Below are 20,757 nucleotides of genomic sequence, written 5' to 3' on the forward strand. Positions count from 1 at the left end.
CCACCTACCCGCACAGCAAATACGAGAGAGGATACCGCCGAACTACCTGTCGGTACGCCTCAACCACCTTGCGCAGGAACCTGAACGGGGCGCGTGGTCCACCACGTCGACATCGACGGCCGAGAGCCGTGTCCTGGACAGTCAGACCGCACCGCTTTGCCCACGCACGCCACTACCCGCCCCCCCACCCGACAAGGACCCACACCATGAGCCCCCCGCCCGGCTTCCCCTTGGAGCCCACCCCCATCCATGTGTCCGACGAGGCCCTGGATGACCTGCGCGCCCGTCTCGCACGGACCCGTCCGCCGCTGGACGAGGGGAACGGCGACTGGTCGTACGGCGTCCCGGAGAGCTACCTCCGGGTACTGGTCTCCTACTGGCGGGACGGCTACGACTGGCGCAGGGCCGAGGCCGAAATCAACGCGTACGAGCAGTACCGGGTGAGCGTCGCCGGTGTCCCGGTCCACTTCATGCGCAAGCCCGGCCGCGGCCCCCGTCCGATCCCGTTGGTCCTCACCCACGGCTGGCCGTGGACGTTCTGGCACTGGTCGAAGGTGATCGATCCGCTCGCCGACCCGGCCGCGTTCGGCGGCGACCCCGCCGACGCGTTCGACGTCATCGTGCCGTCCCTGCCCGGCTTCGGTTTCCCGGGCCCGCTGACCGGCTTCTCGGACGTCAACTTCTGGAAGGTCGCCGACCTCTGGCACACCCTGATGACCGAGACCCTGGGCTACGAGAAGTACGCCGCCGCCGGCTGTGACATCGGTGGGATCGTTTCCAGCCAACTCGGCCACAAGTACGCCGACGCGTTGTACGGCATTCACATCGGCTCCGGTCTGCCGCTCGACTTCTTCACCGGGCCACGCGCCTGGGACTTCGCCCGGAACCGGCCCCTCACCGACGACCAGCCCGCCGACGTGCGCGCCCGCATCATCGAACTGGACCACCGTGCGGCGGTCCACCTCGCCGTGCACATGCTCGACGGTGCCACGCTGGCCCACGGCCTGAGCGACTCCCCCGCCGGACTGCTCGCCTGGCTGCTGGAGCGTTGGAACGCCTGGAGTGACAACGGCGGCGACATCGAGTCCGTCTTCACCAAGGACGACCTGCTGACCCACGCCACCATCTATTGGGTGAACAACTCCATCGCCACGTCGATGCGCTACTACGCCAACGCCAACCGCTACCCCTGGGCCCCTTCCCATGACCGCACGCCCGTCGTGCAGGCCCCGGTCGGCCTCACCTTCGTCACGTACGAGAACCCGCCCGGCATCCACACCGCTGCCGAGCGCGTCCAGGCGTTCAAGACCGGCCCGCAGTCGGATTGGTTCCACCACGTCAACGTCAACGCGCACGACCGCGGCGGCCACTTCATCCCCTGGGAGAACCCCGATGCATGGGTGAGCGACCTGCGTCGAACCTTCCATGACCGCAGGCCCTGAACGGCGCTGGAAGACCGGGGCCGAGCTTGGCCGGGCGCCCAGCTATGCGCCGATACGGATGTGGGCGGCCCAGGCGTCGAATACATCATGCTGTGGGGCCCTTGCGGCCGAGGTTGTGCGCCCTGCCGGCCTGTATCCCGTCACACCGCTCTCAACTGTGTGAATGGCGGGAGAGAGCGTGGTGCGGCCGTATCGGGTCTCCTGCGGGGTGATTCAAATCCGGCCGACGGGGGAAAGGGTAAGTGAGCCATGTGGCTGGTGTGGCGGATGTTTCTCCCTTCCGTCGGAGCCGTCGGCCGAGATAACTGGGCGCAGTGGGTCATATGCGCGGCGTAGCGGTGGTCGGCTCCTCGGGGGCAAGGCCCGGCACGGCGGAGCGGCGCGTCACCTCAGTGAGGAGAGTGACAGCGAGATGACTGGTATGCAGTTCGGGATCTTCACCATCGGTGATGTGACACCCGACCCCACCACGGGCCGTGCGCCGACCGAGACGGAACGCATCCGGGCCACCGTGACCATCGCCCTGAAGGCGGAGGAGGTCGGCCTCGACGTCTTCGCAACAGGTGAGCACCACAACCCACCCTTCGTACCGTCCTCGCCCACCACACTCCTCGGATTCATCGCCGCGATGACGGAACGCATCATCCTGTCGACCTCGACCACGCTCATCACCACCAATGACCCCGTCAAGATCGCCGAGGACTTCAGTGTGCTCCAGCACCTCGCCGACGGGCGGGTCGATGTGATGCTGGGACGAGGGAACACCGGGCCGGTGTACCCCTGGTTCGGCCAGGACATCCGCAAGGCGATCCCCCTGACCGTCGAGCACTACGGTCTACTGCGGCGTCTGTGGCGCGAGGAAGTGGTCGACTGGGAGGGAAAGTTGCGCACCCCGTTGCAGAGCTTCACCCTGGCACCCCGCCCGTTGGACGGCATTCCGCCCTTCGTGTGGCACGGGTCCATCCGCAGCCCCGAAATAGCGGAGTTGGCGGCCTATCACGGGGACGGGTTCTTCGCGAATCACATCTTCTGGCCGGCCTCCCACACCCGCACGATGGTGGAGCTCTATCGGAAGCGCTTCGCGCACTACGGCCACGGCACGCCCGAGGCCGCGATCGTCGGGCTGGGAGGACAGGTCTTCATCCGCCCCAACAGCCAGGACGCGGTGAAGGAGTTCCGGCCCTACTTCGACAATGCGCCCGTCTACGGGCACGGGCCGTCGTTGGAGGAGTTCGCCTCGGTCACACCGCTGACGGTCGGATCGCCCCAACAGATCATCGACAAGACCCTGGGCTTCCGCGATTACGCCGGTGACTACCAGCGCCAACTCTTCGTTGTCGACCACGCGGGACTGCCGCTCAAGACGGTGCTGGAGCAGTTGGACCTGCTGGGCGAGCAGGTCGTGCCGGTGCTCCGCAAGGAGTTCGCCGTCGGCCGGTCCCCCGAGGCCCCTGACGGCCCCACCCACCAGTCGTTGCTACGGGAACACAACGCCGGAGACGGACCGTCCGGCACCACGGACGTCGACGCGCCGAGAGGAACCGGGTGAGATGACGACCACGATTGCGATCATCACCGGCGGGCTGCGGGAACCTTCCTCGACACGGCTCCTGGCCGACCGGCTCGACACATCGGTACGCAAGGAACTCGGCGCAGCGGGCGCCCCGGTCGAGTCCTCGTTCGTCGAACTGCGACCCCTGGGGCGGGCGATCATCGACGCCATGTTGAGCGGATTCCCCACGGAGCCGCTGGAGGAGGCGTGGGACAAGGTGGCCGGTGCGGACGGTGTCATCGCCGTCACCCCGGCGTTCAACGCCTCGTTCAGCGGGCTGTTCAAGTCGTTCTTCGATGTGCTGCCGGAGGACAGCCTCTCCGACATGCCCGTGCTCATCGGCGCGACCGGTGGTACCGAACGGCACTCCCTCGTGCTCGAACACGCCCTGCGGCCGATGTTCTCCTATCTCCACGCCATCGTGTCGCCCCGGGGCGTCTACGCGGCGACCGACGACTTCGGCTCCCGCGACGGCGGCACGGCCCTGGCCGATCGCATCAGCCGCGCGGCAGCCGACTATGCCCGTCTGGTCCAGGGCTGTGGCCCGCGCCGCCAGCGCGACGCCCTCACCGACGAGGTCGCCGCCATGGAGCAACTCCTTCAGCCCGGCCCGTCATAGAGCCGCCAGGTGATGTGACATCAGGTGCGGCCCGGCGTACGGCAGTCAGGTCTCGTCGTGGAGTTGTCGCTGTTGTGCCTGGGTGAGGGTGGGAAGGCTGATCGCGGCCAGGACAGCGTGGAGTTCGGTGCGTTGTGGCCATCCGACGAGGGCGGCGGCGGACAGGTCCCGCCATGGGGTGGTAGTGGGCAGGTCTTCCAGGTCGGTACAGCTCAGACCCGCGAGATCCAGGGGGATGACGGTGTGGCTCAGGTGCCAGATGCCGACGTCGACCTGACTGCGCAGTACGGCTGCCGGAACTTCGGGGAACTTGCAGGGGACGTAGACGTATCCGTCGCCGGGCGGATAGGCGGACTCGGTGAGCAGGACGTGGTCCGGCGAGTCGTGGTCGATGGCGACCCGCGCACCGGGCCCGGGTTCCGTGTCGCCCGTCCTGGTGACGGCGACGAGCCGGCGCGGCGCGTAGTAGGTGCCCGGGGGCAGAACGAGCGTCGGTGCCGTCTCCAGTCGTCGGGCCGCGTCGCCGAGCGTGCCCGCCGAGACAACGGCGAGATCGTACTCTCCGGCGACGATGGCAGCGATGCGGCGGGCGCCGCCCCGTTGGTGGTGAACGGTGTGGGGTACGCCCAGTGCGGTGAGTTCACCCGCGAGGGACTCGGTGAGGACGTCGATCTCCACCGGTCCGCCGGGCGGGAAGAGCAGCCGTAGCGGTGTGAGCCCTGCCAGGTGCCAGGCTGCGCCGATATCGAGCGAGTCCAGGGTGCGTCCGAGGTGGCCTCGCGAGGTGACGGTGAGTGCTCGCTGGTCCGCGAGGAGCTTCATCGCCCGCTGGACCGTCCCTGCGCTGGCGCCCAGCGTGTGCAGGTAGTGGCTGTTGGTCGGTAGGGATGCCCCGACACCGCCCCGGAGGGCATCGACGACGATCGCCTTCACGGCCTGGTCCAGCGGACGCTGCGCCGCCGGAGGGGTGAGAGGACCGGTGCGGTCGCTCACAGGTAGCTCCTCTTTCTTCCCTCGACTGCGGGGTGCGCGGTGCTCTGCACATCCGGCTCACCCAACGAGGTGGATCACGTTACAGGAACCCATTGACAGCGTTGCAGGACCGCCGTACGGTCGCTCCAAAATTCGAGTACTCCAAAAATGGAGTACTCTGTGGAGTGGCGTCGCATAGACGTCGCCTTGCGGAGGGAACCTGGATGAACCTCACGCTGGAGTCAATCGCCGCAGCCGCGGCAGGCGGCCTGTTCGCCGCGGCCGTGGGCGCGCTCGCGGCGTTCGTGCTGTGCGGGCTGATGATCCTGGTCGGCATCGCTGCCGTGATCGGCGCCGGGAACCCCTGGTTCCTGGAGCACGTCGCTCTCGGGGAATGGTTCGGACCGCACATCGCCTTCGCCGGCGCGATCGCGGCGGTCGCGTACGCGGCCCGCCGGGGCAAGGCCGGCTCCGGGCGCGACATCGTGTCCGGAATGGTCGGCACCGCAGACCCGGTGACCCTGGCGGTCGGCGCGGGATTCGGTGTCTTCGGCCTCGTCGCCCAGAGCGCCCTGAACCAGAGCGACTGGATGCTGACGTACACCAACACCACGGCCATCACCGTGGTGGTCTCCGCGGTCGTCGTACGGCTGGTCTTCGGCCGCACCGGATTGTTCGGCACAACGGACGTCACCGGTCTGAGAGCACGGCTTCGCACCACGGAGCAGGCAGTGTGGCTCAAGTGGCAGGAGACTCCGATGATGAGCGGACTGCTCGGCCTCGGCGTCGGATTCCTCGCCTCCTGGTCGGCGGTCGCCCTGGTGAAGACCGACCCGGCGCTCGGTGTCGCGGCCGGAGTCCTCGCCTTCGGCGTCTCCGCCCTCTCCCTGGTCTTCCTGGCCACACCGGTCGCCGTACCGGTGACACACCACATCACCGCGGTTGCCGCCGCGGCCGGCCTGGCGTTCTCCTCCGTGTGGATCGGAGCACTGGCCGGACTGGTGACGGCGCTGGTCGGCGAGCTGGCCTCCCGACTGTTCCTCATCCACGGCGACACCCACATAGACCCCCCGGCGGTGGCCATTGCCGTCATGACCCCGATCGCCCTCACCACGGCAGCCGTGCTGACCTGATAGTGCGGTCCACAGCACCACTCATCGACAGAAGGACGAAGCGTGTCTGACATCTCTACCGTTGTGGAACTGCTCACCGAGGCCCTCGGGGCCGATGCGGTCAGCACGGATCCGGCGGTCCTGGCGGCCACGAGCCACGACACCTGGCCGGTGTCCACCAAGTGGCACCTCCAGGACAAGCACCCGTACGCGGCACAGGTGGTCGTCAGGGCCCGCACCGAGCAGGAGGTCGTGGCCGTCCTGCGTACCGCGGGCACCACCGGCACCCCGGTGACGACCCGCGCCCTCGGCTCGTCGGTGACCGGCCAGCCGCTGCCGACCCGCGGAGGCATCGTCCTCGACGTGTCCGGGCTGGTGGGTCCCCATGTCGTCGACGAGGTCGACATGACCGTGACCGCTCCCGCGGGCAACAACGGCGGCGAGTTGGAGGACGCGCTCAACGCAGCGGGCTGGACCACCCGCTTCTCCCCGCAGTCCCTGTACCGCTCCTCGGTCGGTGGCTGGCTCGCCACCCTCGCCACCGGCCAGTTCTCGTCGCGCTACGGCGGGATCGAAGACCTGGTCGTCGGCTACCGCGTGGTGCTGGCCACCGGGGAGGTCGCCGAACTCAAGGCATCGCCCAGGGCGGCCATGGGTCCGGACCTGCGCCAGTTGTTCCTCGGCTCCGAAGGAACGCTCGGCGTGATCACTCAGGTGACCTACAAGATCATCCCGATCCCGTCCGACCAGCGACTGGAGGCGTTCCAACTCCCCGACGTCGCCGCCGGCCTCGCCGTGATGCGCGAACAGGCCGCCGCGGGACTGCGCCCGTTCCTGTTGCGTCTGTACGACACCGACGAAGCCCGCCACGCCATGGCAGACCCGACCGTCAGCCACCCGGTCCTGTTCGTCGGAACCGAAGGCGAGGCGAGCGTCTCAGCCGCCGAGCTCCAGGTCCTCACGGGCATCGCCACGGCCCACGGCGCCAGGGCACTCGGTCCTGAGCCGACAGCCGCTTGGATGGGCCGCCGCTTCGACTTCTCCACCGTGGAGAACCACCTCAAGACCCCCGGCGGCTACGCCGAGACCATCGAGGTCGCCCACACCTGGCGGCACATCGAGGGCCTGTACGACGCCATGAAGGAGGCCCTGGCCCCCCTCGCTGACGAAGTCCTCGCCCACTTCTCCCACGTGTACACCCAGGGCACGTCGATGTACCTCATCCTCCTCGGCCGCGCGGAGGACGACGCCGCAGCCACCGAGCGGCTGGAGAAGATCTGGTCCACGGCGATGGCCGTCTGCCTGGAGCACGGCGCCGAACTGTCCCACCACCACGGCGGCGGCCTCGCCCGCTCGCCGTACTCCCGCCGCTCCCTCGGCTCCGCCCACCTCGTCCTGCGCAAGCTCAAGCAGGCGCTGGACCCCGACGCCGTCCTCAACCCGGGAAAGCTCGGTCTCTGACCGTCAAGCCCCTGGTCTCCTCCTCCACCCACGCCGCCCCGGCGGCGCACTCCCAGGATCTGGAGCTCAACGATGAGTCACGCATCCCGTCTCCTCGTCATCGACGAGGGCACCACCGGCACCCGTGCCCTCGTGTTCGACGGCGCCGGCACCATCCGCAGCCGCGCCTACAGCGAGTTCACCCAATACCACCCCGCGGCCGACCGGGTGGAGCACGACCCCGAGGAGATCTGGCAGCTCACCTCGGCCCGCATCGCCGAGGCCCTGCGCCTCGACGGCACCGACCCGGCCGCACTGTCCGCGGTCGGCATCACCAACCAACGCGCCACGACGGTCCTGTGGGACCGGACCACGGGCCAGGCCGTCGCCCCGGCCATCGTCTGGCAGGACCTGCGCACCGCCCCCATGGCTGCCAACCTCGAAGCGGAGTGGGGCCGCAAGGTGCAGGCGCGCACCGGCTGGACGCTGGCGCCGGTCTACTCCTCACTGTCACTGTGCTGGCTGTTGGAGAACAACCGGGACCTCGCCCGCCGGGCGGAAGCCGGAGAACTGGCCTTCGGAACCATCGACTCCTGGCTCATCCACCGCCTCACCGGCGGCGCCGTGCACGCCGTCAGCGCCTCGAACGCAGCCGTCACCGGCGCCTACGACCTCCTCGCCGGCTCCTGGTACGAGGAATGGCTCGGCGCCCTCGGGCTCCCGCTGAGCCTCTTCCCCGAAGTCGTCGACGACTCCGGCACCATCGGAACCACCGACGCCTCGGTGATCGGCGCTGAAATCCCGATCACCGCGGCCATCGCCGACCAGTCCGCGGCCCTGTTCGGGCAGGGCTGCGTGCGGCCCGGCGATGCCAAGACCACGCACGGCACCGGTACGTTCCTCGACGTGAACACCGGCACCGAACCCGTCATCTCCCAGCACGGGCTCAGCACCATCATCGCCTGGCGCCGCAACGGCGTCACCACCTACGGACTGGAGGGATACGCCCCCGTCACCGGGTCCGCGGTCCAGTGGCTGCGGGACGGAGCCCAACTGCTCACCAGCGCGGCCGAGACCGAGGAACTGGCACGCGGCGTCCAGGACAACAACGGTGTCTTCTTCGTCCCGGCATTGACCGGGCTCGGTGCACCCTCCTGGGATTCCAGCGCTCGCGGCCTCCTCATCGGCCTCACCCCCGGCACCACCCGCGGGCATCTCGCCCGCGCCGCCCTGGAGGGGATCGTCTATTCCATCAAGGACTTCATCGAGCTCATGTCCGAGGAGTCCGGGCAGGCCGTGACGACGATGCGCGCCGACGGCGGCGCCTCAGCCAACGACTTCCTGCTCCAGTTCCAGGCCGACATGCTCGGCGCCACCATCCACCGCCCCGCCAACGTCGAAGCGACCGCCTCCGGCGCCGCGTACCTGGCCGGACTCGCCGCCGGAATCTGGTCCGACCCCCAGGACTGCTTCCGGGGCACCGACGACGACGCCGTCTTCACTCCTTCCCTGGACCACGCGTCCCGGGACGCCAACTACACCCAATGGCAGCGCGCGGTCGAGCGCGCCAAGGGATGGGCGGTCCAACCATGAAGCGCTTCACCGCATCCGACCTGCCGAACGAAGCCGACCTCCTGATCATCGGCGGAGGCATCACCGGTGCGTCCGTCGCCAGGGACGCTGCCCTGCGCGGACTCTCCGTGGTCCTCGTCGACCGCGACGACTTCGCCTCCGGAACCTCCAGCCGGTCCTCGAAACTCATCCACGGCGGTCTGCGCTACCTCCAGACCTACCAGTTCAGGATGGTCAACGAATCGGTCCGCGAACGCGAGGTCATGATGCGGATCGCCCCGCACCTGGCCGACCTCCGCCCCTTCCTCTACCTCGTCTACGACGGCTACCCCGAAGGCCGCGCCCTGCTCAATCTGGGCCTCACCTTCTACGACGCCTTCTCCCGCGCACCCCTCAAACGACGGCACCGGATGCTCGGCCGCGAGGCCGTACTGCGCCGCGAACCGCACCTCAACCCGCACGGGCTCAAGGGCGGCGGCCTCTACCACGACGCACTCACCGACGACGCCCGACTCGTCCTGGACGTCCTCGGCTCGGCGTCCCGGGCCGGCGCCCTGCTGGCCAACCACCGCGAGGTCACCAGCCTGATCCACGAACACGGCCGGGTCGCGGGCGCCGAACTCACCGACCGCCTCACCGGAGAGCACCTCACCGTCCGCGCCAAGGCCGTCGTCAACGCCGCAGGCCCCTGGGTCGACCGCGTACTGGGACTGGAACAGGCCCCCGAACACCCCACGCTACGGCCCACCAAGGGCGTACACATCGTCCTTCGCACCGAGGACTTCCCGCTCGGCACCGCCGTGTTCCTGCGCTCCCCCTCCGACAACCGCGTCGTCTGGCCCACCCCCGCAGGCGACGGTCGGCACGTCTACGTCGGCACCACCGACACCGACTTCACGGGCTCCCCCGACGACGTGGTCGGCAACGAGCAGGACTTCGACTACCTCCTGGAAGCCGCCAACCACACCCTGCCCGGTGCCAAGGTCGACAGCAGCCACATCGTCGCCTCATGGGCCGGGCTGCGCCCCCTGATCGCTCCGGCCCCCGGCACCGCCAACTCGGCCGCGTCCCGCGAGCACACCCTGACGACAGGACCCGGCGACATGATCACCGCCGCGGGCGGCAAGCTCACCACCGCCCGGCTCATGGGCGCCCAGATCGTCGACGCCGTCGCCGGACAGCTACGCGACCGCCACGGGATCCGCGGGCTGCCCCCGTCCACCACCGGCCGGGTGCCGATCTCCGGTGGCGGAGCCGGAGAGATCTTCCGGGCCCGACGGGAGCTTGCCTCGACTCCCGTCACACCACGGACCGGGGAACGATGGTTGCGTCGCTACGGCGGCAATGCCACCGCGCTCTGCGATGCCGTGGCCCGGGACCACGAGGACGGGATCACCATCGGCGACTCCGTCCTCACCCGGGCGGAGATCGAGCACTCCGTACAGCGCGAGATGGCCATGACCGTTGCGGACGTCCTGGTCCGCCGCACCGGCTCCTTCTTCTGGTCCGACGACGGTGACACCTCCGTGATCGACCATGTGTCGGACGCACTCGATGCCGCCCACGGCTACACACCACGACAACGGGAGGCGCAGCAGGCCGACTACACGCGTTGGGTCGAACGCAACCGGGGAACGCGATCCCTCTGACCCGGGCCGACTCGACCACCACCGGCACCCGCGAAGGAGGGCACGGTGCCGGCCCACCCGGACGGCTTCAGGCCGTAAGGCAGTCCTCGATGAAGGCGAGTTGGCGAAGACAGTACGAGCGGGATCGGTTGTGGAGTTCGATGCAGTGACCCGCGGTGGTGACGAGATCGACGTTCAGCGACGGCGCCTTGATGAATCGGCTGGCCGCGAGCGATCGCGCGGGTTCGTCGGACATCCAGATGTTGTCGTGCTCGGCGAAGGTCAGACCGACCGGAACGTCGATGTCCGCCGCGACGGTGGGAAACAGTTCGGACCAGCGCACCGCGTCGATCAGTTCTGGCATCGGCATGGGTCGGACCAAGTCGGCGTCAAGGGCACGCCGTGTCGGCATGTACGACCCCTGGGGACCGAGCATCACATCGGCGTGGGGTTCCGGCGGGACTTCAACGAAGGGATCACTGCCGATGAACGAGTTCCACATCTCGCGCAGCCCGGGCCGCCACACCTCGCCGATCCCGCTGACCTCCACGCCTCTCAGGCCGGGCGTTCCTCTCGCAGCCAGAGTGAGCGCGATCATGCCGCCTATGGAATGGCCGACGAGAACGGTTCCGTGTGCCGGCTGCACATCGTCCGAGAGGCGCTTCAACGCGGACTGGAGAACTGCGGCCTGGCCGTCGAAGGACTGGAGTGCGGACTCGCTTCCGCGGGCACTTCCGTAGCCGGGCCGGTCCAGTGCCACCACGCACAGATCCAGTGCGGGCGCGAGGGAGAGCAGCGAGGCGGAGTCGATGTCGTAGTAGGCCGAGTCGTACGTCCCGCCGTGCAGGGTGACGACCAGACCGCGCGGCCGTGAAGTGCGTCCGGATATCCGGCCGGACAATCCCAGGCCACCGGCCTTGAGGAAGTAGGGCGAAATCATGCTGCACCGCTCCTTGGGGTGTTGGGATCCTGCTCAGAATGAGGCGGAAGCCACGCTGGTGAATCGTTCGGCTGTCCAGCGCGCCATCTCCTCGCCGGCCAGGACGGCGCCGGAGGTCATGCCGTGGTGGAGCGGCGCGCCGAAGTGACGGCCGGGTACGCGTACGTGGGTGACGTCCGGGTGCGGAAGCAGCTCGGCGAAGCGCTTCGCATCGGCGGGAAAACAGGCCTGGTCGCCGGTCAGTTCGATGAGGAGGGCCGGGACGGTGACCCCCGGTGCGCAGGCCGCGAGGTCGGCGCGGGTGGAGTTGGCGGACCAGGTGGAGAGCCATGCCTCGGGAGTGGTGAGCCGACCGAAGCCGATGATCCCGTAGTTGGTGAGGTCCGGCCTCCGTCCGAACAGTGAGCCGTACGGCCGGTCGTTCGGGTCCAGGCTGAGATCGGCCGCTCGAAGGTCGGCATCGGTTCGGTGGACGGTGATCACACCGGTGGCCAGCGCCGCACGTCGATCGTGAGCCTCTTTGCCGGCGGCATAGCGCTTTCTGGCCTTCTGCGAAGTCTCGACCCGTTCCCGGGCGACCTCGTCGATGCGTTCGATCCGGGCACGTTGAGCACGGCGGTAGCGCTCGACGAACTCCGGTGAGTAGGAAGAGGATGCGGGCGGTGCAGCGAATCCGTTGGCGGGATCGTACGGATCCAGTGCGGGATCGGCCGAGAGGGGATCGGTCTCGTCGACGACCGAGGGGTCGATGACGCGTTGCAACAGCGCGCCTTGTCCCGGGTGGGGCGCCATCATGATCAGCCCGTCCGCCGACGGGAGTTCGGCCTCGGGGAGCGGCACCAGCTTTCCGCCGGGGGTACTGTCCAGCCGGGAAGCGGGCGTGGCCGCGGACTGCTGGAGGTAGAGGGCGGCCAGTGCGGCACCACCGGAGTGCCCCACGGCCACCACGTTCTCGAAGCCGTTGCGGCGGAGGAACACATGGCCGGCGGCCATGTCGAGCACCGCCTGCTCATGCAACAGCGTCAGATCGTTGCCCATCGACCGCGCACCCTGGGTCCAGACTGCGAAACCGTGCTTGAGCAGTTCGGGGACCAACACGTGATGGGAGAAGTCCTGCCGTGGGTGCATCAGGAACGCGACCGTGGTCGCGCCGGGCACCACGCGGAGCAGGCCGTTCACGGTGGCGCCGTCCTGGGTGGTCAGCTCGTGCGCGCTGGTCCGGGTGGTCTCAGGGAGGTCCGCGGGAGTGAGGTACCGGCCGGCGCCCAGAGGTGTGGTGGTCATCGGGCCTCCACCCGCAGGGCGTCCTTGTCGTGCTGCGTGATGACCGAGCCCTCCAAGCCGGCGACTGCGCTGTACCAGACCGCGTGTCGACAGCCGGTGGCACGTCGGTCGATCACGATCGGGCTTGCAGCGGTGATCCGGAAGTAGGGCCCGACGCTGTCGACGGTGTTGGCCGGGTCCTGACGGGCAATCTTGATCACACCGTCGTTCTCAGGGACTTCGAGCACATAGAAGCGGGCCATGGTCACACCGACTCCCGCAGGGTCTCGCGCGTACCTGGCCGGCCCGCTTCCCATGCGGCTGCCCGCTCGACGATGAGTTCGGCCTTGCGGGTCAACAGCTTGTCCATCGAGGGCGACTGCCCCGCGGTGACATCACAGAGCGCCTGGATGGTCAGCTCGGCGTCGAGGTCCTCCTGCGGGGTGACAGGACGCAGCTGGCGGGTGATTTCGAGCATGTAGCCGTTGGGGTCATGGGTGTAGATCGACTCGATGGTCTCGTGCATGACCTGCATCTCCACCGGCCAGTCCGACTCGTCCAAGCGGCGTCGGTACTCCAGCAGGTCCTCTTCGTCGGCCACATGGAGAGCGATGTGGCGAGAGTTGCGGAAGAAGTCCGGAGTGTCGTGTGGTAGACGGGCCCAGGCGTCTCCGGGTGCGGTCGGGTCGCCGGCGGGCTGCCAGCCGAAGTAGTAGAAGAACGCCATGCGGTCGCCGTTGCCGATGTCGAAGAAGAAGTGGATGAAGTCCGGGTGCCGCTCGGGGCCCCATCCGGCGGCGCAGATGGAGTGCACGACGGGGAACTTCAGTACGTCGCGGTAGAAGCGGACCGTGGCGCCCGGGTCGAAGGTCGGGAAGGCTGCGTGGTCCACTCCGCGGACCCGATGGGTCGGCTTCGGGGCCGCGGCCTGGATGAGGTCGGACATGGGGTTCCTTTCTAGGGCAGGGACATTCAGTGGGCCGGTACGGCGGCGTCGGCCATGAGCAGGGAACCCGCTCCCGGCACCCGCACCGGCCGGCCGAGGCTGCGCAGGATCGAGTAGGCGCCGGCGGTGGCCGCAGAGAGCACAGGCAGGCGAAGTTCGTCCTCGGCCGCCTGGATCAGGTCCAGTGACGGCATTTGCACACAGCAGGAGAGCACCAGTGCGTCGACCCCGGTGAGGTCGATGCTGCGTGCGGCCTCCATGATCCGCTCTCCCGGGATGCAGCCGACCTCGGAGTTGTCGGCGACCTCCAGTGCGCGCCAGTCGGCAACCTCGAAGCCCTCGGCCTCGATGTACTCCACCACCTGTCGGGCCAGCGGCTTCATGTAGGGCATGACCAGGGCGATCCTCCTGGCACCCAGATCAGTCAGACCACTGAGCAGGGCACCGGCACTGGAAAGGACCTTGGCACCCGAGCCGCCCGAGCCCAACTGCTCCGCGATGCGGAACTCGGCCTCCCGATGATGACCGGGCCCCATCGCCATGATCGCGACCAGGCAGGCGTAGAGCGCCACATCGACGCCGGCATCGCCGATCTCCAGAACACAACGCTCACGCTGTGCGTTCATGGCGCGCAGTTGCTCAGGGGTGACCGAGTGCATGCGCATGCGGGACCCGTGGAACGAGAAGTCCCCACCGGCCAGATTGAGGATCCGGGGGATCTCGGTCTCGACGGTCACATTGGTGCTCGGCACGATCAGGCCGATGCGGTTGAGGGAGGTCATGCGCTCTCCTTGTGTCTCGAATCGAGTCTAGACATGAATGTCGTAATTACAACACCCACGTCAGAGATGGGTGTGAGGAAGCTCTGAACGACCTTGGAAGGGGTTGTCGGACCCAATGCACGGGCCAGTGGTCAGCGCTGTCTGAGGACCCGGAGGTGTTCCGCGGTGCGCACGGTCTCGGCATGCATCGCCAAGGACCCGGCCACGAGTGTGAAGGGTCTAGAGGGGTGTCCGCCCGGACCTGAAGTCCGAACGGTGATCAGCGCTGCTGGTCGAGACGGTCCAGGAGGACCCGGATCTGCTCCACGGTGCGGGCGGTCTCGGCGTGCGTCGCCGAAGAACCCCTGGTCGTGAGCATCGCGGTCGCCAGATCGGTGATGGTGTCGACCACCGCGTCCACATCGGCACCCCGGGAGAACCACCAGGCGACCCAGTTGCACATGCCGAGCAGGGAAAGGGCGGCCGTGCGGGCGTCGACGCTACGGAACTCGCCGGATTCGATGCCCGCCTCGACGACCTTCACGACCTCCCGGAGAACCTTGCGCTTGGCCTCGCGGTGTTCGGTGCCCGCCGGCTCCGGAAGTACGGTCTCGGAACGGTCGAGGATACGGAACTGGTCGGGGTGCTCGGCACGCTGACGCACGAGCAGCGCCACCACGGTCATCAGCTTCTCGGTGGGCGAGAGGTCCGCACGACCTGACAGGTGCTCCAGCACCTCGGCCAGTCCCCTGCTCACCTGCTCGACGAGCATGCCGAGCAGTTCTTCCTTGCTCCGGACGTAGTTGTAGAGCCCTGGCCTGGAGATTCCGAGCGCGTTGGCGATGTCGAGCAGGGTCGTCGACTCGTAGCCCTTCTCGGCGAAGAGCTCGGTGGCCTTGTCCAGAAGCTCCGAGGTGACCAACTGCCGACTCAGGGCGCTGCGGTTCGTCCTGTCCCGCGCTGCCTTGGCCATGCCGGGAGTATACCGAGGCCGGGTGCCGACCACGGCAGCGCTGGTCACCGGGTCACCACGAAGTCGGCCCGGCCGGCGGCGATCGCCGTGGCGGCCAGTGACCGCTGGCGCTCGGGCAGCGCGACTCCGACCGGACGGCCGCTCTGGAGGCGCAGCCGCTCGGACATATCGATGCGCGCGGCTATGGCGTCCGGATCGGACGGACCGGTGAGCAGGATCGGCGGGCCGCTGGTTCCACCAAGCAGGCCGAGGGCCGCGTCCGCCGCATCCCCCCATATCTCGGAGTCGGTCCAGGTCAGCTCGTGGACGGCGGTGGCAGCATTCAGGGCCCGGCGGGACACCACTCGGGCCGGCAGCGTCAGTCCCGGGTCCCGCACCGGTCGTGCCAGCACCCAGCTCTCAAGGTCGTCGAGCCGCGCCGGCGCCTGTCCGCCCAGCGACGCGAGTGCGCGCCTGGCGCTCTCCGGCTGCTCGGCGGCGTAGTCGGCGAGACTGAGGTTGCCCGACCGTGTCATATAGGACACCGCGAGTTGCTCGGCGGACCATGATGCCCGGACGCGATAGCTGTCCCACCACGCCTGGCTGCGATGGGCGAGCTTCTTGAACCGCTCCACCGGAGGCCGTCGGGTCTGCTCGTAGGCGGTCAGTGCCTCCGGGACGGACGCCTCACCGGTCAGTGCGTCGGCCAGGGCGATGGCGTCCTCCAGCGCGAGCTTCGTGCCGGATCCCAGGGTGTAGTGGGCCGTGTGCGCCGCGTCGCCGAGCAGAACGATGTTGCCGACCGACCACCGGTCGAGCGTCAGGTTGGTGAACCGGCTCCAGCGGGTGCGGTTGGTCAGCAGCGGTCCTCCTCGGAGCTCGGACGCGAAGGCCCGCTCAAGCAGGGCCACGCTGGCGTGGTCGGTCTCCCCCCAGGGGACGCTCGCATCGAGTTCGTCGAGCCCCGAGGATCGCCAGGTCACGTCGTCGATCTCGATGAGGAACGTACTGCGATCGACCGCATAGGGGTAGGCGTGGGCGACGAACATGCTGTCGCCCTGTTCGACCGCGGAGAAGAACGCCGAGTCGACCGCGAAGTCGGCCCCGCACCAGACGAAGCGCGAGCGTCCGAGGGCGGCTCGCACCCCGAACTCGGCGGCGTACTTCTCGCGGGTGGCGCTGCGGACCCCGTCGGCGGCGACCACGACATCGGCGTCGGTCGACGCCACGCCGGCCGAAACGCCGGTCCGCAGCTCCACGCCGACCGCCGCGGCAGCATCGCCGAGTATGTCGAGGAGTCTCGCCCTGCCGATCGCGAGGTTACGGGCGCCGTGCAGGGTCACCGTGTCCGCGCGCCCCTTCAATTCCAGGCTGTGCCCGACGTATGAGGCGCGCCGCACCAGATCAGCGGTCTCGGGGTCGGCGGACTCCAGATTGCGCATCGTGGACTCGGTGAGCCCGACACCGAACCCGAACGTCTGCGCCGAGCCTTCCATCCGTTCGTGGACCACTACTTCGATGCGGGGGTCCTTCAGCCTGAGCAACCTCGCGGCGTAGAGCCCGGCCGGCCCACCGCCGATGATCTCCACTCGCCGCGTCATCGGTCGTCCCCCGTCTCGTCGGTGAGCTTCCGCTCGATATCGCCGCGCAGGGCCTTCTTCGATACCTTGCCGACGTTGGTCAGCGGTAGGGCGTCCACGATCTCCACCCGCTCCGGCAGCTTGTACTTGGCCAGCCCCAGACTCAGCAGATGATCGCCGAGGGTGGACACGGTCAGGGGTTCTGCACCCGGCTCAAGGACCAGATAGGCACAGCCCCTCTCGCCGAGCACCGGGTCCGGCATGGCGACCAGGGCCACGTTGTTCACCGAGGTGTGCTGGACGATCAGTTCCTCCACCTCCTCGGCGTGGATCTTCTCCACCCCGCGGTTGATGACGTCCTTGATCCGCCCCTCGATCGAGTAGAAGACCCCCTCCCCGGTGACGTGGCGGCGGGCGAGATCACCGCTCCGGTAGTAGCCGTCCGAGGTGAAGCTGTTCCCGTTGTGCTTCTGGGCCCTGTAGTAGCCGCGAATGGTGTACGGCCCGCGTGCCGCGAACTCGCCGATCTCGCCGTCCGCGACCTCGTCCTCACTGGCTGGCGAGAGGATCCGGACCTCGTCGCCAGGTGCGATCGGCGTTCCCACGCTGTGGTGTCGCACGGCCTCCGACGCGTCCGACGGGGTCAGCATGAACATGCCTTCTGCCATTCCGAACATCTGGCGCACCTGGAGTCCCAACTCGTCCTCCAGCCGCTGGGCGATCTCCGCCGGAAGCTTCTGGCCGCCCACCACGAAGTCACGTACGCAGCTCAGATCGGCACTGCGCACCGCGGGCGACTCCAGCAGGCGGATGGCCAGCGCCGGTGGCACCAGGGGCAGAGTGTCCGGCCGGTGCTCCTCGATGAGGTCCAGGAGTCCTGTGATCTCGGCCGAGGGAGCCAGCACGAGACAGGCACCGGCGAGGATGGCCGGCTGGACGGCCAGCGCGAGACCGGCGTTGTGCATGACCGGCAGCGGGTAGAGCAGCTTGGAGTTCGGGCCGTATCCCATCGCCTCGGCCCACGCGCGGGAGTTGTAGACGTACTCCTCGTGCAGTCGGGGTGCGACTTTGGGCAGGCCGGTGGTGCCTCCTGACAACTGGAAGACAGCGATGTCATCCGGCTGCAACACGGCGTACGGCAGTGGGTCGATGTCGCTCTGCCGACCGTCCGAGACAACGTCGTCATAGGAGTGGGCGCCGGGGGGCACGTCACCTCGGGCGACGACGACCTCCTCGACGCTCCCTCGCGCCCGCAGCTCTTGCGCCTGACCGAGAAGACGGCCCTCGCGGAAGTCTGCCTGAGCGATCAGAAACCGGGCGCCGGTGTGTTCGGCGAGGAGACCCACCTCCCGCACACCGTGCTGTGGCAGTGTGCACACGGGTCTGACGCCCGCCAACAGACACCCCAGATAGGCCACGACGGTTTCGGCCACGTTTCCCATCTGGAACACCGCCGCGTCGCCGGGCCGGGCTCCGACCCGCCCTGCGAAGCCGGCCGCAAAGGCGCGGGCCTCCTCGAACAGCCGGTCGTAGGTCCAGGTGACCTCGGGCGTCACGAGTGCGGGGCGGCTCGCGTGCTGCCGCGCCGCATCGACAAGCTCTCCGGGGAGAGTCTTCCCGTTCCACCAGCCGAGGGCGCGGTAGCGCTCGCGGCTCTCGTCGTCGTACGGCACCAGGCCCGGATCTTCCGCCCGGTTCTCTTTCACCATTGCTGACATGTCTTTGAGAGTAACGACGCCCCCAACACCTTGGCAACACTGATGTCGAAATTGCGACGCCGATGTCAGCGAACGTGTGACCGGCTACTTCGGCACCTCCGGACCAGTCCCCGCCCGTGTCCTTCGAAGCCGACCCCCCGTGATGACCGGTTGGCTAAGGTGACACGTCGAGACTGCTTCCCAGGCCCATGACCAGGGTGATGGACAGACCGACGGCTCCAGCGGGGGCCGGGGTCAGACACGACGGGGGTTCGTTGGTGGGGAGTTGGCGTCAGCAGGGGCCGGGGGCCGCGTCGACCGGCGTCCGGTGGTGGTGGACCGCTCCGACCGCGGCCCTCGCCGCGATCGTGCTGATCGCACTCGGTGTGCTGTACGGGGGCCGCAGTCAGCCAGCAGGGGTGGACGCGTGGATTCAGTCCGCGGTGGGCGATGTGCCACCGCCGTGGCGGCACATCGCTCTGGCCACGGACTTCCTGGCCGAGCCGGTCGGTGCGGCGACGCTGGTCGTGGCCGCCGTGACGGGCTGTCTGCTGCTTCGGCTACCTCGCGCCGCGGTTCTCATCGTGGTGGGAACCGGACTGACCGTGGTGGCCACCACACTGATCAAACCCGTGGTGGGGCGCACCATCCACGGCGACCACCTGTCCTACCCGAGCGGTCACACCGCCTTCCTCACCGCCCTCGCCCTCATGGTGGCGCTGTTGGCAGCCGACCGACTCGACCTCGGCAGGACAGCCGGCACGTTGCTCGTGTTCGGCGCAGCGCTGATTGCCGGCGCCGCCATGGGGTGGGCGCAGGTCGCCCTGGGTGCGCACTACCCGACCGACGCCCTTGGTGGCTGGTGCACCGCGTTGGTGGTGACACCGGCGAGCGCATGGCTGGTCGACCGGTCGGCTGACGCCGTTCGGCGGGAGGGTCTCTGACGTCACCTCACGCCAAGCGACGGAACACGGGCTTGACCGGTTGCCCGGCCAGCCAGGGGGTGGGGTCACCGGCGTCCAACGCCTTCCGGTACACCGCACACGCCTGGGCCACGGTGTCGACCGTGCGGTCGATGTCGGTGTCATCCAGCGCGCTGCTCACCACGAACGACGGGGCGAGCACCCCGCCGATGAGCAGTTGGCGCAGGAACAGGGTGCGGTACTGCTGCGACGGCTGCCCGTTTCCGTCGAGGGTGGCGAAGACCAGATTGCTGGCCCGGCCCCGGACCACGACATGGTCGCCCACGCCCATGCTGGCCGCGGCTTCGCGGACGCCCGCGGCCAACCGCTCGCCGAGGCCGTGCAGTCGCGCGGTGATGCCCTCCTCCACATAGGTGGAGAGCACGGCCATCGCGGCGGCCAGCGAGTGCGTTTCCGCACCGTGGGTGGTGGACAACAGGAACACCCGTTCGCGCGAGTGGCGCAGCCCGCCCCGTTCCATGAGTTCGCGGCGCCCGGCCAGCGCGGCGACGGCGAACCCGTTTCCCAACGCCTTGCCGAACGTGGACAGGTCGGGGACGACTCCGTACAGGCCCTGGGCGCCCGCCTCGGACCAGCGCAGGCCGGTGATCATCTCGTCGAAGACCAGGACGCAACCGTGCCGGTCGGCGAGTTCGCGCAGTCCGGCGAGGTACCCGGGCGGAGGCTCGGTGTGGGTGGCGGGTTCGAGGATCAGACAGGCGATCTCGTCCTGGTGGCGGGTGAGCAGTTCCTCCGTGGCGGCCAGGTCCCCGTAGGGGAAGGTCACGGTGAGCTCGGTGGTCCCGGCTGGAATGCCTGCGGACATCGGCGTGGTGCCGATGAACCAGTCGTCGACGGAGAAGAACGGATGGTCTCCGCAGATGGCCACCCGGGGGCGCCCGGTGACGGCGCGGGCGAGACGCACCGCGGCGGTGGTGGCGTCGGAGCCGTTCTTCGCGAACTTCACCATCTCGGCCGTCGGTACGGTGGCGAGAAAGCGTTCCGCGGCGTCGACCTCCACGATGGACGGCCGGACGAAGTTGCTGCCGCGGTCGAGTTCCCGCCGCACCGCCTCGATCACGCGTGGGTGTGCGTGGCCGAGGCTGACCGAGCGCAGGCCGGAGCCGTACTCGATGTAGCGGTTGCCGTCGACGTCCCACACATGGGCGCCGCGGCCGTGGCTGATGACCGGGGCCAGGCCCTCGGGGTACTGGTCGTCGCCCTTGGCGTAGGTGTGCGCGCCCCCGGGGATCAGGGCGTGCAGTCGCTCGTTCGCCAGCCGCGACCGGGGCAGGAGGAAGTCTTCGGTGCTCACACCG

Annotated in this window: 18 protein-coding genes; 8 read left to right on the forward strand and 10 right to left on the reverse strand. The window is 68.7% G+C overall.

From position 1 onward, the window contains the following. Positions 1-206: 206 nt before the first annotated feature. From ABZ348_RS01495 to ABZ348_RS01505, 3 genes are all read left to right on the forward strand, one after another. Complete coding sequence (locus tag ABZ348_RS01495; protein WP_358928144.1) at positions 207-1,442, forward strand: epoxide hydrolase family protein; 1,236 nt, start codon at positions 207-209, stop codon at positions 1,440-1,442. 421 nt (positions 1,443-1,863) lie between these two features. Continuing rightward, a complete protein-coding gene (locus ABZ348_RS01500) occupies positions 1,864-2,991 on the forward strand; it encodes an LLM class flavin-dependent oxidoreductase (RefSeq protein WP_358928783.1) in 1,128 nt (375 codons plus the stop codon). 1 nt (position 2,992) lies between these two features. Beyond that, positions 2,993-3,613 (forward strand): FMN reductase, encoded by a 621-nt coding sequence (locus ABZ348_RS01505; RefSeq protein ID WP_358928146.1) that lies wholly within the window; start codon positions 2,993-2,995, stop codon positions 3,611-3,613. 45 nt (positions 3,614-3,658) lie between these two features. On the opposite strand, the gene ABZ348_RS01510 is transcribed toward ABZ348_RS01505, so the two are convergent. After that, positions 3,659-4,606: a YhfZ family protein gene (locus ABZ348_RS01510; protein WP_358928148.1), complete on the reverse strand. Its 948-nt coding sequence runs from the start codon at positions 4,604-4,606 to the stop codon at positions 3,659-3,661. 203 nt (positions 4,607-4,809) lie between these two features. Here ABZ348_RS01510 and ABZ348_RS01515 point away from each other — a divergent pair, with 203 nt between their 5' ends. The 4 genes from ABZ348_RS01515 (at position 4,810) to ABZ348_RS01530 (ending at position 10,358) form a co-directional block, all read left to right on the forward strand. Next, complete coding sequence (locus ABZ348_RS01515) at positions 4,810-5,718, forward strand: hypothetical protein (protein WP_358928150.1); 909 nt, start codon at positions 4,810-4,812, stop codon at positions 5,716-5,718. Between the two features lie 42 nt (positions 5,719-5,760). Next, positions 5,761-7,158 carry an FAD-binding oxidoreductase gene (locus ABZ348_RS01520; protein WP_358928152.1) on the forward strand — a complete coding sequence of 466 codons (1,398 nt, stop codon included), beginning with the start codon at positions 5,761-5,763 and terminating at the stop codon, positions 7,156-7,158. A 72-nt stretch (positions 7,159-7,230) separates the two neighbouring features. Continuing rightward, positions 7,231-8,730, forward strand: a complete 1,500-nt coding sequence (glpK, locus tag ABZ348_RS01525; protein ID WP_358928154.1) for a glycerol kinase GlpK — start codon at positions 7,231-7,233, stop codon at positions 8,728-8,730. Beyond that, positions 8,727-10,358: a glycerol-3-phosphate dehydrogenase/oxidase gene (locus ABZ348_RS01530; protein ID WP_358928156.1), complete on the forward strand. Its 1,632-nt coding sequence runs from the start codon at positions 8,727-8,729 to the stop codon at positions 10,356-10,358. Before glpK ends, ABZ348_RS01530 begins: the two co-directional genes overlap by 4 nt. 67 nt (positions 10,359-10,425) lie before the next feature. Here ABZ348_RS01530 and ABZ348_RS01535 read toward each other — a convergent pair whose 3' ends face one another. The 8 genes from ABZ348_RS01535 to ABZ348_RS01570 all read right to left on the reverse strand — a co-directional run bounded on the left by ABZ348_RS01535 (position 10,426) and on the right by ABZ348_RS01570 (position 18,497). After that, positions 10,426-11,277, reverse strand: a complete 852-nt coding sequence (locus ABZ348_RS01535) for an alpha/beta hydrolase (protein WP_358928157.1) — start codon at positions 11,275-11,277, stop codon at positions 10,426-10,428. 33 nt (positions 11,278-11,310) lie between these two features. After that, positions 11,311-12,561, reverse strand: a complete 1,251-nt coding sequence (locus tag ABZ348_RS01540; RefSeq protein ID WP_358928159.1) for a hypothetical protein — start codon at positions 12,559-12,561, stop codon at positions 11,311-11,313. Beyond that, positions 12,558-12,809, reverse strand: coding sequence for a hypothetical protein (locus tag ABZ348_RS01545; protein ID WP_358928161.1), 252 nt, complete (start codon positions 12,807-12,809; stop codon positions 12,558-12,560). The genes ABZ348_RS01540 and ABZ348_RS01545 overlap by 4 nt, the downstream gene beginning before the upstream one ends. Beyond that, on the reverse strand, positions 12,806-13,486 hold the full coding sequence (locus ABZ348_RS01550; RefSeq protein WP_358928163.1) for a VOC family protein: 681 nt from the start codon (positions 13,484-13,486) through the stop codon (positions 12,806-12,808). The genes ABZ348_RS01545 and ABZ348_RS01550 overlap by 4 nt, the downstream gene beginning before the upstream one ends. 26 nt (positions 13,487-13,512) lie before the next feature. Beyond that, entirely contained in the window at positions 13,513-14,268 is a 756-nt protein-coding gene (locus ABZ348_RS01555) for an Asp/Glu racemase (protein WP_358928165.1), read from the reverse strand. 259 nt (positions 14,269-14,527) lie between these two features. Continuing rightward, on the reverse strand, positions 14,528-15,220 hold the full coding sequence (locus tag ABZ348_RS01560; RefSeq protein ID WP_358928167.1) for a TetR/AcrR family transcriptional regulator: 693 nt from the start codon (positions 15,218-15,220) through the stop codon (positions 14,528-14,530). Positions 15,221-15,264: 44 nt separating this feature from the next. Then, positions 15,265-16,800: an FAD-dependent monooxygenase gene (locus tag ABZ348_RS01565; RefSeq protein WP_358928168.1), complete on the reverse strand. Its 1,536-nt coding sequence runs from the start codon at positions 16,798-16,800 to the stop codon at positions 15,265-15,267. After that, positions 16,797-18,497, reverse strand: coding sequence for an AMP-binding protein (locus ABZ348_RS01570; protein WP_358928170.1), 1,701 nt, complete (start codon positions 18,495-18,497; stop codon positions 16,797-16,799). The genes ABZ348_RS01565 and ABZ348_RS01570 overlap by 4 nt, the downstream gene beginning before the upstream one ends. Positions 18,498-18,841: 344 nt before the next feature. Here ABZ348_RS01570 and ABZ348_RS01575 point away from each other — a divergent pair, with 344 nt between their 5' ends. Next, positions 18,842-19,420 carry a phosphatase PAP2 family protein gene (locus ABZ348_RS01575; protein ID WP_358928785.1) on the forward strand — a complete coding sequence of 193 codons (579 nt, stop codon included), beginning with the start codon at positions 18,842-18,844 and terminating at the stop codon, positions 19,418-19,420. Positions 19,421-19,427: 7 nt separating this feature from the next. Here the strand turns inward: ABZ348_RS01575 and ABZ348_RS01580 are convergent, their stop codons facing one another. Beyond that, on the reverse strand, positions 19,428-20,753 hold the full coding sequence (locus ABZ348_RS01580) for a glutamate-1-semialdehyde 2,1-aminomutase (protein ID WP_358928172.1): 1,326 nt from the start codon (positions 20,751-20,753) through the stop codon (positions 19,428-19,430). Positions 20,754-20,757: the final 4 nt, after the last annotated feature.

The sequence above is a fragment of the Streptomyces sp. NPDC005963 genome (assembly GCF_040638655.1).
Lineage (GTDB): Bacteria > Actinomycetota > Actinomycetes > Streptomycetales > Streptomycetaceae > Streptomyces.

What these genes read in the sequence shown, in the direction of transcription:
- ABZ348_RS01535 (WP_358928157.1), bottom strand. Translation starts at nt 11,277, where the DNA reads ATGATTTCGCCCTACTTCCTCAAGGCCGGTGGCCTGGGATTGTCCGGC.
- ABZ348_RS01505 (WP_358928146.1), top strand. Translation starts at nt 2,993, where the DNA reads ATGACGACCACGATTGCGATCATCACCGGCGGGCTGCGGGAACCTTCC.
- ABZ348_RS01555 (WP_358928165.1), bottom strand. Translation starts at nt 14,268, where the DNA reads ATGACCTCCCTCAACCGCATCGGCCTGATCGTGCCGAGCACCAATGTG.
- ABZ348_RS01570 (WP_358928170.1), bottom strand. Translation starts at nt 18,497, where the DNA reads ATGTCAGCAATGGTGAAAGAGAACCGGGCGGAAGATCCGGGCCTGGTG.
- ABZ348_RS01560 (WP_358928167.1), bottom strand. Translation starts at nt 15,220, where the DNA reads ATGGCCAAGGCAGCGCGGGACAGGACGAACCGCAGCGCCCTGAGTCGG.
- ABZ348_RS01565 (WP_358928168.1), bottom strand. Translation starts at nt 16,800, where the DNA reads ATGACGCGGCGAGTGGAGATCATCGGCGGTGGGCCGGCCGGGCTCTAC.
- ABZ348_RS01540 (WP_358928159.1), bottom strand. Translation starts at nt 12,561, where the DNA reads ATGACCACCACACCTCTGGGCGCCGGCCGGTACCTCACTCCCGCGGAC.
- ABZ348_RS01515 (WP_358928150.1), top strand. Translation starts at nt 4,810, where the DNA reads ATGAACCTCACGCTGGAGTCAATCGCCGCAGCCGCGGCAGGCGGCCTG.
- glpK (WP_358928154.1), top strand. Translation starts at nt 7,231, where the DNA reads ATGAGTCACGCATCCCGTCTCCTCGTCATCGACGAGGGCACCACCGGC.
- ABZ348_RS01550 (WP_358928163.1), bottom strand. Translation starts at nt 13,486, where the DNA reads ATGTCCGACCTCATCCAGGCCGCGGCCCCGAAGCCGACCCATCGGGTC.
- ABZ348_RS01495 (WP_358928144.1), top strand. Translation starts at nt 207, where the DNA reads ATGAGCCCCCCGCCCGGCTTCCCCTTGGAGCCCACCCCCATCCATGTG.
- ABZ348_RS01500 (WP_358928783.1), top strand. Translation starts at nt 1,864, where the DNA reads ATGCAGTTCGGGATCTTCACCATCGGTGATGTGACACCCGACCCCACC.
- ABZ348_RS01530 (WP_358928156.1), top strand. Translation starts at nt 8,727, where the DNA reads ATGAAGCGCTTCACCGCATCCGACCTGCCGAACGAAGCCGACCTCCTG.